Annotated in this window: 16 protein-coding genes; all 16 read left to right on the forward strand. The window is 34.3% G+C overall.

All coding sequences use genetic code 11. From position 1 onward, the window contains the following. The first annotated feature begins 151 nt into the window (after positions 1 to 151). Positions 152 to 826 carry a (d)CMP kinase gene (gene cmk / locus CW357_RS16825; protein WP_124218646.1) on the forward strand — a complete coding sequence of 225 codons (675 nt, stop codon included), beginning with the start codon at positions 152 to 154 and terminating at the stop codon, positions 824 to 826. A 2-nt stretch (positions 827 to 828) separates the two neighbouring features. Next, positions 829 to 1,425 (forward strand): lysophospholipid acyltransferase family protein, encoded by a 597-nt coding sequence (locus CW357_RS16830; RefSeq protein ID WP_119417086.1) that lies wholly within the window; start codon positions 829 to 831, stop codon positions 1,423 to 1,425. Between the two features lie 81 nt (positions 1,426 to 1,506). After that, the gene (rpsA, locus tag CW357_RS16835; protein WP_119417087.1) at positions 1,507 to 2,673 is read left to right on the forward strand and encodes a 30S ribosomal protein S1; all 1,167 of its coding nucleotides are present in this window, start codon (positions 1,507 to 1,509) and stop codon (positions 2,671 to 2,673) included. A 194-nt stretch (positions 2,674 to 2,867) separates the two neighbouring features. Then, on the forward strand, positions 2,868 to 4,178 hold the full coding sequence (gene der / locus CW357_RS16840; RefSeq protein WP_124218647.1) for a ribosome biogenesis GTPase Der: 1,311 nt from the start codon (positions 2,868 to 2,870) through the stop codon (positions 4,176 to 4,178). Between the two features lie 34 nt (positions 4,179 to 4,212). Next, positions 4,213 to 5,232, forward strand: coding sequence for an NAD(P)H-dependent glycerol-3-phosphate dehydrogenase (locus CW357_RS16845; protein WP_119417088.1), 1,020 nt, complete (start codon positions 4,213 to 4,215; stop codon positions 5,230 to 5,232). A gap of 389 nt (positions 5,233 to 5,621) precedes the next feature. Then, a complete protein-coding gene (locus tag CW357_RS16850) occupies positions 5,622 to 5,843 on the forward strand; it encodes a DUF2768 domain-containing protein (RefSeq protein ID WP_371684388.1) in 222 nt (73 codons plus the stop codon). 25 nt (positions 5,844 to 5,868) lie between these two features. Beyond that, complete coding sequence (locus CW357_RS16855) at positions 5,869 to 6,591, forward strand: hypothetical protein (RefSeq protein ID WP_124218648.1); 723 nt, start codon at positions 5,869 to 5,871, stop codon at positions 6,589 to 6,591. A gap of 87 nt (positions 6,592 to 6,678) precedes the next feature. Beyond that, complete coding sequence (spoIVA, locus tag CW357_RS16860) at positions 6,679 to 8,157, forward strand: stage IV sporulation protein A (RefSeq protein WP_124218649.1); 1,479 nt, start codon at positions 6,679 to 6,681, stop codon at positions 8,155 to 8,157. Between the two features lie 232 nt (positions 8,158 to 8,389). Then, positions 8,390 to 8,662, forward strand: a complete 273-nt coding sequence (locus CW357_RS16865) for an HU family DNA-binding protein (RefSeq protein WP_102692522.1) — start codon at positions 8,390 to 8,392, stop codon at positions 8,660 to 8,662. 193 nt (positions 8,663 to 8,855) lie between these two features. Beyond that, complete coding sequence (folE, locus tag CW357_RS16870) at positions 8,856 to 9,458, forward strand: GTP cyclohydrolase I FolE (RefSeq protein WP_255416330.1); 603 nt, start codon at positions 8,856 to 8,858, stop codon at positions 9,456 to 9,458. A 61-nt stretch (positions 9,459 to 9,519) separates the two neighbouring features. After that, positions 9,520 to 9,741: a trp RNA-binding attenuation protein MtrB gene (gene mtrB / locus CW357_RS16875; protein ID WP_119417092.1), complete on the forward strand. Its 222-nt coding sequence runs from the start codon at positions 9,520 to 9,522 to the stop codon at positions 9,739 to 9,741. A gap of 64 nt (positions 9,742 to 9,805) precedes the next feature. Beyond that, positions 9,806 to 10,588, forward strand: a complete 783-nt coding sequence (locus CW357_RS16880; RefSeq protein WP_119417093.1) for a heptaprenyl diphosphate synthase component 1 — start codon at positions 9,806 to 9,808, stop codon at positions 10,586 to 10,588. A gap of 6 nt (positions 10,589 to 10,594) precedes the next feature. Then, entirely contained in the window at positions 10,595 to 11,302 is a 708-nt protein-coding gene (locus tag CW357_RS16885) for a demethylmenaquinone methyltransferase (protein WP_119417094.1), read from the forward strand. A gap of 21 nt (positions 11,303 to 11,323) precedes the next feature. Continuing rightward, the gene (gene hepT / locus CW357_RS16890) at positions 11,324 to 12,298 is read left to right on the forward strand and encodes a heptaprenyl diphosphate synthase component II (protein ID WP_119417095.1); all 975 of its coding nucleotides are present in this window, start codon (positions 11,324 to 11,326) and stop codon (positions 12,296 to 12,298) included. An 89-nt stretch (positions 12,299 to 12,387) separates the two neighbouring features. After that, positions 12,388 to 12,807: a nucleoside-diphosphate kinase gene (gene ndk, locus CW357_RS16895; protein ID WP_119417096.1), complete on the forward strand. Its 420-nt coding sequence runs from the start codon at positions 12,388 to 12,390 to the stop codon at positions 12,805 to 12,807. A 223-nt stretch (positions 12,808 to 13,030) separates the two neighbouring features. Continuing rightward, positions 13,031 to 13,801, forward strand: a complete 771-nt coding sequence (locus CW357_RS16900) for a CheR family methyltransferase (RefSeq protein ID WP_119417097.1) — start codon at positions 13,031 to 13,033, stop codon at positions 13,799 to 13,801. The last annotated feature ends 213 nt before the right edge of the window (positions 13,802 to 14,014 follow it).

The following is a 14,014-nucleotide window of genomic DNA, read 5'->3' on the forward strand; positions in this document are numbered from 1 at the left end:
TTTTTTACTCTAACTTTTGGGGTGCAGCACCATTGAGGGCTTTTTTCTTTATAAAATATTTTCAATTCGGGCCTTCCAATGATTTTCGAGTCTAAACGAGCCGCCTCCGCTTTTCTGTGTTACAATATTACGGAAAGAAAGGGTTGATACCGTGAAGAAGAATATTCAAATTGCTATTGATGGTCCTGCAGGGGCTGGTAAAAGTACTATTGCTAAGATTGTGGCTGAGAAATTAGGCTACACTTATATTGATACTGGAGCAATGTATCGAGCACTTACATTAAAAGCATTGAAAGAACATATAGATTTAGAGAATGCTGAAAGCGTCACCAATTTATTAGCAAAAACAATTATTGAATTAAAACCATCAGCACAAGGACAATTAGTATATCTTGATGGACAAGACGTATCAAAAGAGATTCGTTCTAATGTTGTTACTGGAAATGTTTCAAGAGTTGCTTGTCATGCTACAATGCGAGAAATTATGGTAAATCGTCAACGTGAAATGGCAGAACGTGGTGGAGTTGTTATGGATGGTAGAGATATTGCAACTGCAGTATTGCCAAAAGCCGAATTGAAAATTTATATGTCAGCAACAGTGGAAGAACGTGCACGTCGTCGTTTTGAAGATAATAAGCAACGTGGAATTGAAACATCTATTGAAAAATTACAGGAAGAAATCGCTTTACGAGATAAATTAGACAGCGAAAGAGAAGCATCTCCACTTGTGCAAGCACCAGATGCAATATTCTTAGATACTACTGATTTATCAATCACACAAGCAGCAGAAGCGATTCTACAATTAGTGAGTGAAAGGATGGCATAGATATGGACTTTTATCAGTTTGCAAAGTCTGTTGTTTATACAGTACTGAAGCCCATTTATCGAATGGATGTAATAGGTGTTGAAAATTTTCCTGAAAAAGGCGGCATTTTATTATGTTCTAATCACATCGATAACTTAGATCCGCCGGTTGTTGGTATTTGTTCACCAAGACCAGTTAATTTTATGGCCAAAGAAGAACTTTTTAATGTACCAATTTTAAAAGGAATCTTACCTAAAGTACATGCATTTCCTGTTAAACGTGGTCTAAGTGATCGTCAAGCACTTCGCACTGCCATTAATACCTTAAAAGAAGGTCAAGTTGTTGGACTTTTCCCAGAAGGACATAGAAACAAATCGGGTAAGCTAGGAAAAGGGTTCTCTGGAGCTGGATTTTTTGCATTGAGAGGAAATGCCAATGTGGTACCTTGTGCAATCGTTGGACCATACAAACCATTCCGTAAGGTAAAAGTTGTATTTGGTAAACCGATTGACATAGAACCGTATCGTGAGAGAAAAGCAAAACCAGAAGAAGTAACAGAAGTAATAATGGCGCACATTCAAGAATTATTAGATGAACATCATCCTGATAATAAAAAATAATTGTATTTAAAGGGTTAATTTTTGTTTTTACTAGCAAATTCTAATAAAATAGAAAGTGAACATTGTGAAGGAGGATTACATATGTCTGAAGAAATGAACTTAAACGAGTTAAAAGAGATCCGTGAAGGTGATATTGTTACTGGTAAAGTTGAAAAGGTCGAAGAAAAAGTTGCAATAGTTACAATTCCAGGTGCACCTTTTGATGGCGTAATTCCAATTAGTGAGCTTTCAAGCTTACATATAGAAAAAGCTTCTGACGCTGTCTCCGTAAATGATGAATTAGAAGTTTTAGTAACAAAAATTGAACAGCCTGACGAAAAGAATCCCGGACAATATGTTCTTTCAAAACGTCAAGTAGATGCAAAATATGCATGGAAAGAGTTAACCGAGAAATTTAACAATGGAGAAGTAATTGAAGCTGAAGTAAAAGATATCGTTAAAGGTGGCCTTGTAGTTGATCTAGGCGTACGAGGTTTTGTTCCTGCTTCCTTAGTTGAAGATCATTTTGTTGAATCTTTTGAAGATTATAAAGGAAAAACTTTAACCTATAAAATTGTTGAAATGGATCAAGAAAAAAATCGTTTAATTCTTTCTCATCGTGCAGTAATTGAAGCACAAAAGGCAAAAGAAAAAGGTGCAGTTATTAATAATATTCATGAAGGCGATATTATCGAGGGGACTGTGCAACGTATAGCCACTTTTGGTGCATTTGTTGATCTAGGTGGAGTTGATGGACTTGTGCATATTTCCCAAGTGTCTCATGATCATGTTGAGGATGTTTCAAAAGTTCTTTCTGAAGGACAAAAAGTGAAAGTTAAAGTATTATCTGTAGATTCTGAACAAGAACGTATTTCTTTATCTATAAAGGAAACTCAAGAAGGCCCATGGTCACAAATCGATGAAAAAGCTCCTGTTGGGTCTGTCTTAACAGGCGTTGTTAAACGACTTGTTACATTCGGTGCATTTGTAGAAATTTTCCCTGGTGTAGAAGGACTTGTGCATATTTCCCAAATATCTCATAATCATATTTCAACACCACATGAAGTTTTAAAAGAAGGTCAAGAAGTTCAAGTAAAAGTTCTAGCTGTGAACAAAGCTGATAAACGTTTGTCACTTAGTATTAAAGCTTTAATAGAGAACAAAGAAGAACCTGAAGTCGATGAATTTGAATTTCCTGAAGAAACAAATGGTTTTTCATTTGGCGATGTAATTGGTGATAAGCTTAAAAACTTTTCAAAAGAATCATAAAAAAATATTAAAATAATAAAGTAGGCAGATGCTTTCAGGGCTTTGCCTGCTTTTTTTCTTGCATTACAGGCAATATTTGATAAAATAAGTATACAAAAAGACTTCAATTGTAGGTGATGGTCAACTTATCAGGTACCATCATCTTTTTTGTTGTATAATAGCTCTTATTAGAAGTCGGAAGGATGAAGAAAGTTATGGCGAAACCAATTGTCGCAATTGTTGGTCGTCCAAATGTCGGTAAATCGACTATTTTCAACAGAATTGTAGGAGAGCGCGTTTCAATCGTGGAAGATATTCCAGGTGTAACACGTGATCGTATTTATAGTTCTGCGGATTGGCTAACACATGAATTTAATATTATTGATACTGGCGGTATTGATATTGGAGACGAACCTTTTATTGACCAAATACGTCATCAAGCAGAGATTGCTATGGATGAAGCAGACGTTATTATTTTTATGGTAAATGGTCGAGAAGGTGTTACATTAGCGGATGAACATGTAGCAAAAATTTTATATAAAACAAAGAAACCAATTGTTTTAGCAGTCAATAAAATTGACAACCCTGACATGCGTCAAATGATTTATGATTTTTATTCTTTAGGATTTGGAGATCCATTCCCAATTTCCGGTTCTCACGGAATTGGATTAGGAGATTTACTCGATGAAGTAGCTAAGCATTTTCCTAAAGAAGATGAGGATCAATATGATGAGAACGTGATTAAGTTTTCATTAATAGGCCGTCCAAACGTTGGCAAATCTTCCCTTGTCAATGCCTTTTTAGGCGATAATCGTGTCATTGTAAGTGATGTAGCAGGTACAACTCGTGATGCAATTGATACTAGTTACGAATATGATGGACAAGAATATGTCATAATTGATACTGCAGGTATGCGAAAAAAAGGGAAAGTGTACGAGTCAACTGAGAAGTATAGTGTCCTTCGTGCATTAAGAGGAATTGAACGATCAGACGTTGTATTAGTTGTCTTGAACGGTGAAGAAGGTATCCAAGAACAAGATAAGAAAATCGCAGGATATGCTCATCAAGCAGGTAAAGCGGTAATTATTGTCATGAATAAATGGGATGCAGTCGAAAAAGATGAAAAGACAATGAATGAAAAAACAAAAGAAATTAGAGAACAATTCCAATTTTTGGACTACGCACCAATTGTCTTCGTATCAGCAAAAACAAAACAACGTGTCCATTCTATCTTACCTATTATCAATCGAGTAAATGAAAATCACTCAATGCGTATTCAATCTAGCATCTTAAACGAAGTTATTTCTGATGCAGTAGCTCGTAATCCTGCGCCAACAGATAAAGGTAGACGTTTACGTATTTACTATGTCACTCAAGTGGCTATCAAACCACCAACTTTTGTGGTATTTGTAAATGATCCAGAATTAATGCATTTCACATATGAACGTTTCTTAGAAAATAGAATTCGTGAAACATTTGATTTTGAAGGTACACCAATAAAATTAATCACAAGAGCACGTGATTAATAATTAGAACATGAAATCGAAAGGAGATTTCAACATGAATCGCGTATCGGTACTTGGAGCAGGTTCTTGGGGAACATCTTTAGCCATTGTCTTAGCTGAAAATGGCCATGATACTTTACTATGGTCTCATCGTAAAGAACAAGCAAACGAAATTAATATTCAACATACAAATGTAAAATATTTACCTACAACAATATTACCTGAAAATTTAAAAGCAACTTCAGATATTGCAGAAGCTGTTCATCATGCAGATATTATTGTAATGGCAGTTCCAACAAAAGGTATTCGAGAAACATGTCAAAAAATACTGGAAACACTCGATAAAAAAATGTTATTTGTTCATGTTTCTAAAGGAATTGAACCAAACACATTATTAAGAATTTCAGAAATAATGCGAGAAGAAATTCCAGCAGAACTGATTGAAGATATTGTAGTATTATCCGGCCCGAGTCACGCAGAAGAGGTCGTGCAGCATCACCCAACAACTGTGGCTGCTGCATGTGAAAACTTAGTAAGTGCTGAAAAAATACAAGATCTTTTCATGAATCAATACTTCCGTGTATACACAAACCAAGATGTTGTTGGAGTTGAAATTGGAGGAGCATTGAAGAATGTTATTGCATTAGCAGCAGGAGCTGTAGATGGTTTAGAATTCGGTGATAATGCAAAAGCAGCACTTATAACACGTGGTTTAGCAGAAATTTCACGTTTAGGTGTAAAACTAGGAGCGAATCCATTAACATTTGCCGGATTAGCTGGTATGGGTGATTTAATCGTAACATGTACAAGTGTTCACTCTCGTAACTGGAGAGCTGGGAATATGCTTGGTAAAGGACTTTCATTAGATGAAATTCTTGATCAAATGGGTATGGTTGTTGAAGGAGTTCGTACAACAAAAGCAGCTCATCAGCTATCCAAAAAATATAATGTTTCAATGCCTATTTCAGAAATTTTATACGGGGTTCTTTTTGAAGGAATCGATCCACATAAAGCTGTGGAACAATTAATGCTTCGTGAAAAAACGCAAGAGTTGGATGCTACCTACGATTTTTAATGGTAGTTCACAAAATTGTACGATTTATAAAGAGCATCTTAGAGCTAGCAAATGACTTTATTTATGCTCAATTGTTAAAATAGGACAAGAGATGGTTACCATACATCTCTTGTTTTTTTATTTATAGTAATAAAAAATGGTTTCTATAAAAAGATAAATTTGGGCAAAAATACTATAAGTTTCCTTATTTAACTGATAAAGTAAACTAAAATCATGCTTATATAGGTAATGTATTCTCTCTAACCAATTATTATTTGAGAAGGGTCTTACCGGGTTGATGTGGGTAAACAGCAGGATTATATCACTACAATGTTTAAAGTGATACTTTATGTTATACTTTCATCTGTGAGAAATGATTTTCGTTGTACATAGGAAGGGTGGTTGTACTGTTGACAGAGTTAGTACTACTTACAGGAACAGGTATATCGCCAATGGATATGATGTGGATATCCTTTTATTCAATTGGCTTTTTGCTGATTGCATCAGGGTTGATATATTTAAGTAGACAAAAAATTAATAATAGATTTATAAGTACAATTGTGGCTTTAATAGCTTATGTTTTTCTTATCATTGGTTTTTTAACGATGGTGTTTGTTGTTATGACTTTTTGATTCTTCAAAAAAATGAGGGTAGTTCATGAAAAAAATAAGTTTAATTTTGTTCGTATTCATTATGACAGTAGCCTTGTCAGGTTGTATGTATCCTGATAAAGAAAAAGTAGAAAATCAGGTACCAGATGAGGCACAATTATTAACAGTACAAAAAGCGGTGGATCAGTTTAGAAAGGATACCGGTGGGTTATTACCTATTCAAAACCGCGATCAAAATGTGGATCGATATATTAAATATCCGATTAATTTTGAAAAATTAACTCAAGGATATATCGCAAAGACACCAGGAAATGCATTTGAAAAAGGCGGTATTTATCAATATGTAATTTGGAATGCCGAAAGTGAAAATCCAGAAGTGAAATTAGTCGATTTACGAGGTTCTGAAACGATTCGAGAGCTTAATATTAAAAAAGGTGTAAATGGGTTTGTACCAATCTCTAGACAGATTAAAGATGATGTCTATGAATTCGATTATAAGAAAATGGGGTATAAAAAAGCGCCGACAGTACCGAGTCCATATTCTAATACGAATTTACCTTTAGTAGTTAAAGGTAGTGGTGAAATTTGTATCGATTATTCGATTGAATTACAAAAAATCATCAACGAAAGTAAAGTAAAAGTTAAGCCTGGTGAAGATATCCGTTATTTACTTTCTGACAAATATCCTATCCTACCAGCCTATTCATTGCCGTATACAGTAAATGAAAAAAATGAAGTTGAATTTTTAACAAAATCAAATAAGAAATAAGTAAACTTCAAAAAGCGTTTCATGTCTTGTGCATGAAACGTTTTTTATGTGCATAGGATATAGTGCTGAAAAAAAGGGGGAAAGATTATGTCACAAGAAGTGTACGAGCAAATGGCGACACGTACAAATGGTGATATCTATATTGGTGTTGTTGGCCCGGTTAGAGTTGGAAAATCAACGTTTACTAAGCGTGTGATGGATATTATGGTGTTACCGAACATGCAAGATGAAAAAGAACGTCAACGGGCACAAGATGAATTGCCACAAAGTTCTCCAGGACCTGTAATAATGACTACTGAACCTAAATTTGTACCTGCTAATGGAGCACAAATTACTGTTGGAAATCAAGACATGCCGTTTAAAATAAGATTCGCTGATTGTGTGGGTTATATTATTGACGGCGTGAAAGGGTATGAGGATGAAAATGGTCCCAAATTAGTACATACCCCTTGGCATAATGATCCAATACCATTTGAAGAAGCAGCTAAAATTGGTACAGATAAAATTATTAGGGAGCATGCGAATATCGGTGTTGTTATGACAACAGATGGTACAGTAAATGGAATCCCGAGAGAAGCTGTTTGTAAGGCGGAAGAGGAAATTATTGAACAATTGCAGGAAATTGGTAAGCCTTTTGTTATTGTTGTGAATAGCAAAATGCCTGCTCATAACGTAGCGAAAGAATTATGTGAAGAATTACAAGAACGTTATAGTGCACCTGTTATTTCTACATCGGTTGACCAAATGTCATTAAATGAAGTTCGTCATATTTTAGAAGAGGCCCTTTATGAATTTCCTATTGATAAGTTAGAGATGGAAAAGCCAGATTGGTTAGATGTATTAGATGAAAATCACGAACTAAACAAACTAATCAAACAGTCCATCGATAACTGGAAGGCATCTGTCAATAAAATTCGAGATATTGAACGCTTAACACATGAATTATTACAAGAAGAATTTATCGCATCTGCTCAAGTGAAAAGTGTAGATGCTGGGGTGGGGCATGCAATTATTACTTTGCAATTAAAAAATGAAATCTACAAATCTATCTGTGAAGAATGGCTTGATGAGCCGATTCAAAGTAAGAAGGATTGGTTATTATTTATTAAAGAATCGCAACAAGCGAGAAAATCTTATCAACGATTCCACAAAGCTATCGAGGAAGCAAACAAAGAAGGATATGGTGTTACTTTACCAATACTGCAGGAATTCGAACCTACTAGACCAGAGCTTATTAAACAAAATAATTTCTTTGGTGTTCGGATGGAAGTTAAAGCTCCTTCCTATCATATTTTACGAATTGATATGGAGGCGGAATTTGCGCCACTTATTGGATCGGAATTTTATAGCCAACAATTATTAAAAGATTTAACTAATGCTTATTTACATGATCGTGAAAAACTATGGGGAACTCAGATATTTGGTACGCCATTACATGAAATGATGAAAGAAAGTATTGCTTACAAAACCGAAGCTGTTCCAAAACATGCAAAAGCTAGAATGCGTCAAACAGTTGAAAAAATGGTGAATAAAGGTGAACAAGGAATGGTTACTTTTATACTATAAAGTGCAATTTCTATCAGTGAATTCATCCTAATAGTTGTTTCAATGAAAGAGAAAATAAATAGCTTGATTTTAAGAGGAATTTACGATATGTAAATTCCTTTTTTGTGTCGATTTGATAAATTATTTGCTTAAAGTTAGGAAAAGGAGTATAAATATTGTTGCATAGCAAAATTTGTTGTGATAATCTTTTTACATGATTTAGAAAAAGCCCCTTTGAGAGGAGGTGAGTGGTGTGAATAAAACAGAATTAGTTAACTCTGTTGCAGAAACTGCAGCTCTTTCTAAAAAAGATGCTTCTAAAGCAGTTGAAGCAGTATTTGAAACTATCCAAGAAGCTCTTGCAAAGGGTGATAAAGTTCAATTGATCGGTTTTGGTAACTTTGAAGTACGTGAACGTGCGGCTCGTAAAGGTCGTAACCCACAAACAGGTAAAGAAATTGAAATCGCAGCAAGCAAAGTACCTGCATTTAAACCAGGTAAAGCGCTTAAAGATGCTGTTAAATAGTACAAGCATCTGTTCTACATAGAGTAGCCGTTAAGGCTGCTCTTTTTTTGTGATTGAAATAACATTCAAAAATGAATCTTACTAGTAGTACATACTTAATTTATTAAAAACGTTTACATATTTTGCGATTACTTTACTTGTGTGGTAATCTCATTTTGAGACTCTTTGCAGAAATATTGGGGGATTTATGTTGATAGAAAAAAACTTTGAAAAAATAGACCAAGTATCTACTGATGTAGATTTAAAAAAAATAGAAACTGCTGTAACAATGATATTAGAGGCAGTCGGTGAAAACCCACTAAGAGAGGGTTTATTAGACACACCAAAGCGAGTAGCTAAAATGTATGCCGAAATGTTCCAAGGTCTTCATGAAGACCCTAGACAATATTTCGAGACAGTTTTCCACGAAGGACATGATGAACTAGTTCTTGTAAAAGATATTCCGTTTTATTCAATGTGTGAACATCATTTAGTACCTTTTTACGGCAAAGCTCATATAGCATACATCCCTCAAAATGGTGTAGTTGCGGGATTAAGTAAATTAGCAAGAACTGTTGAAACAGTTTCGCATCGTCCTCAACTCCAAGAACGTATTACAGGAACAATCGCTGATACATTAATGGAAATGCTCAATCCGAAAGGTGTTTACGTAGTGGTTGAGGCCGAACATATGTGTATGACAATGCGCGGAATTAAAAAGCCAGGGGCTAAAACGGTTACTTCTGTAGCGAAGGGCATTTTTGAAGAAGATGAAGTAAAACGTTCAGAAATACTTTCATTCATTCAAATGTCTTAAATTTCGAGTTTTTTTGTGTTATGATTGTTGGAGAAAAGTCGAAAATAAGGAGAAAGTTTAAATGGCTCAAAACGATTATATAGTAGTACGTGCAAAAGAAGACGGCGTACATGTCATTGGTTTAACTCGTGGGAATGATACCAAGTTTCATCATTCAGAGAAATTAGACAATGGTGAAGTAATGATTGCACAATTTACTGAGCATACTTCCGCTATGAAAATTCGAGGAAAAGCAGAAATTCAAACAGCTTTTGGAGTTGTTGAAAGCGATTCAAAAAATTAATATATAAAATATAATAGTAAATATAATATGGACAACAGGATACAAACTGAATGGAGAAAAGTTTATGAATGCAACTTATATTGAAGAACAAGTATCGCAACTAAAAAATAATATTCTAATGCAATTGCATCATAGAACGCTCCTTCAATTTACAGGTCAACCAATTGTTGAAGATGGTCAACTGCTATATTTATTGTTGCCAAAGTTAAATGGTGAACGATGGTCTGCACAACATGAGAAAGCTGCAACTGCTGTAGCAATGATCAATGCGGCTTTGCACGAGCATGAGCAAATTGATGAACAAAATGCTACATCTAAAAGTCAGCAACTATCAGTCCTTGCGGGAGACTATTATAGCGGATTGTATTACACGACACTTGCATCAATTCCAGATATTCAACTTATTCGTAATTTATCGGAGGCAGTTGCTGAAGTTTGTGAATGTAAGACAGCTATGTATGAACCGAAAAAAAGAAATTTAAAGGAATGGTTAGAAGTATTTCGGGTTATTGAAGCAAAGACCACTGAACAATTTTTAAAACGATTTCATTTTGAGTCATATATTGATATTGCAAACCAAGGTTTACTTCTTACTCGATTTAAACGTGAATTGAACCAATATCAAGAATTACATCAAAATAACCGTTTTATGGGAGTCTTGGAACAACAGAAGGAAAATGCTGGTATGAAATATGAGCAAATTCTTCGATATCAAATTTCAGATCTTTCATCTAATTTAATTCGAAGTATTAAATCTTCTCCTTTTCTACTAGATGAAGTTAAAACAATAGTGTTACAGTATATCGAAAGTGATATACCTGAACATCAAACGATGAGAGAAGGTTGATTTATAGTGACACCACAATCGAAAGAAGAACGTGTACATGAAGTTTTTGAAAATATTTCCGATAGTTATGACAAGATGAATTCTGTTATTAGTTTTCAAATGCATAAGGGCTGGCGAAAAGATACGATGAAACACATGGACGTTAAACCGGGATCTAAAGCTCTTGATGTATGTTGTGGTACTGCAGATTGGACCATTGCAATGGCTGAAGCTGTCGGAGAAAATGGACATGTTACTGGACTAGACTTTAGTCAGAATATGTTAAATGTCGGATTAGAAAAAACAAAGGATATAAAACAAATAGAATTAATACAAGGAAATGCAATGGAGCTACCATTTCCAGACAACACATTTGACTACGTAACAATTGGTTTTGGGTTACGTAATGTGCCTGATTATATGCAAGTACTTCGAGAAATGAATCGTGTAGCAAAACCAGGCGGTAAAGTAGTTTGCCTTGAGACATCCCAATCAGAAATTCCTGGTTATCGTCAATTATTCCGATTCTATTTCCGCTATATTATGCCCTTGTTTGGTAAGATCTTTGCTAAGAGTTATAAAGAATATTCTTGGTTACAAGAATCTGCAAATGATTTTCCAGGGATGAAAAAGTTAAAGAAAATGTTTGAACAAGCTGGTTTACAAAAAGTAGTATATAAATCTTATAGTGGTGGAGCTGCTGCTATGCATATGGGCTTTAAAAAGGAAATTTAGTGTGGGAGAAGGTTTAAACGCGTGGAAAAGATGAAGTTAAAACTTCTTTATGCCGATTTACAATCAGACATAAGGATCATCGAAAAAGAATTAGAAAAAGCGCTGGATTCATCTTCACACTATTTGAATGATGCCTCTCTCCATTTGCTTAAAGCTGGTGGAAAACGAATAAGGCCTGTTTTTGTTTTGCTTGGCGCTAAATTTGGTCAATATGATATTCATCATATAAAAAATGTGGCTGTACCTCTTGAATTAGTCCATATGGCTTCCCTTGTTCATGATGACGTCATTGATGATTCTGAACTTCGTAGAGGGCGCCCTACTGTTAAAGCTCAGTGGAATAATCGTGTAGCGATGTATACTGGGGATTTTATCTTTGCGAAAGCATTAGAATATATTACAAAAATTGAAAGCCAAAAAGCAAATGAGATTTTATCTAAAACAATGGTTGAGATTTGTATAGGTGAGATTATTCAAATTGAAGATAAATTGCATATAGAGCAAAATATCCGAGACTATTTTAGACGAATAAAAAGGAAAACTGCGTTGTTAATTTCATCTAGTTGTCATCTAGGAGCAATTGCTTCAGGTTGTGACGAAAAAGTGGCAAATCATTTAAAACGATTTGGCTATTATGTAGGTATGTCATTTCAAATTATAGATGATATTCTAGATTTAACAGCTTCAGATAAACAACTTGGAAAGCCTGCTGGTAGTGATCTAATGCAAGGTAATATTACACTTCCAGTTTTATTGGTTAAAGATGATTTAGAAATGCGACCTCTTATTGACAAAGCATTGGCTGGCACGATGAATGAAAATGAGAGACAAGCCTTTTTGAAAAAAATTCGTCAATCTGATGCAATAGAAGAATCCTATTATATAAGTAATTTATATTTACAAAAGGCTTTGAAAGAAGTAGATGCATTACCAAATAACTCTGCGAAAAAGTCATTAAGAGATATCGCTTTATATATGGGAAAACGTAAATTTTAATAGTTATTGTTGAACATTATGTGTTTCAATGATAATATTTTCAAGTAGGGTTTAAATCCTAGATAATCTTAAGGAGTTGTAATAGTACAATGGCTATCCAAAAAACTTTTTTAATGGTAAAACCAGATGGTGTTAAACGCCAATTAGTAGGCGACATCGTAGATCGTTTCGAACGCAAAGGATTTGTTCTTAAAGGAGCAAAACTTATGCAAATTTCTCAAGAACTTGCTGAAAAACACTATGCAGAACATGCAGAAAGACCATTCTTCGGTGAATTAGTAGAATTCATCACTTCTGGTCCAGTATTTGCAATGGTATGGGAAGGCGAAAATGTAATCTCTGTTGCTCGTCTTATGATGGGTGCTACTAACCCTGCAGAATCTGCACCAGGAACAATCCGTGGTGACTACTCAACAACAGTATCTCACAACGTTATTCACGGTTCTGATTCACTAGCTTCAGCAGAACGTGAAATTGGCTTATTCTTCAAAGAAGAAGAATTACACTAGTTTTCACTAGTATAAAAGAAGAGAAAACTGTTCATTTAACGATGGACAGTTTTTTTATTTTCTTTAATATTTATAAACTTATAAAAAATGTAAGCTATTCAATAAACACAACTGAAACAATACTAATGACTGAAATATTGTAAAACTCTCGATTTCTTCTATTTAAGATTTATTTCTAATCCGGTATAATAGACATAGGACTAAAGAGAGGGAAGATGCTCAAATGACTGATTACGAAGAATTCATTGCAAATATTAAGCGTAAAACGGGCATTGATTTAGCTTTATATAAAGAAGCACAGATGAAAAGACGGTTAACTTCTCTTTATGAAAAAAGAGGATTTAAAAGTTTTAAAGACTTTTTTATGGGAATTGAAAGAGATCAAAAACTTCTTGATGAGTTCTTAGATAGGATGACAATTAATGTATCTGAATTTTATCGAAATGGAAAGCGTTGGGAAGTATTGCAAAATAAAATCTTACCGAGATTATTGCAAAGTAATAAAAGGCTTAAAATCTGGAGTGCTGCATGTTCAACAGGTGAAGAACCATACTCTTTAGCTATGGTGCTTTCAAATTACTTACCATTATCTCAAATTTCAATCTTTGCCACAGATTTAGATGAAAATGCAATTGCAAAAGCAAAAGCTGGTGTTTACCCTGAACGTTCACTGGCTGAAGTACCTGCGAATATGAAGTCTAAGTATTTTGAACGAGAAGGCTCTTTTTATAAAGTAAAGGATGAGATTAAACGAACCGTTACATTTCGAAAACATAATTTATTAAATGATTCCTATGACAGTAATTACGATTTAATAGTATGTCGAAACGTTATGATCTATTTTACAGAAGAGGCTAAAGATCAAATTTATCGCAATTTTAGTAACTCCCTTCATTCGGGTGGCGTGTTATTTGTAGGTAGTACTGAACAAATTTTCAATCCAACAAGATACTCTTTTGATATAGAGGACACTTTCTTTTACAAGAAGATATAATTTTTAGTAATTCCCTTTCATTACAAAGTAAGCAAGTTTACGCTTTTCGATTAATACGAAAAGCGTTTTTTATATGACGAATTGTAATATTAAGTGCACCACTCAAAATAAATAAAAAAGACCCATTCAATATGAACCTGTATAATTAAAGTTCCTACACCAAAATCAACAGGGGGCCATATTGAATGAGCTATTATCATCTTACCATATCTG

The organism is Rummeliibacillus sp. TYF005, from assembly GCF_003844195.1.
In the GTDB taxonomy this organism is placed as follows: domain Bacteria; phylum Bacillota; class Bacilli; order Bacillales_A; family Planococcaceae; genus Rummeliibacillus.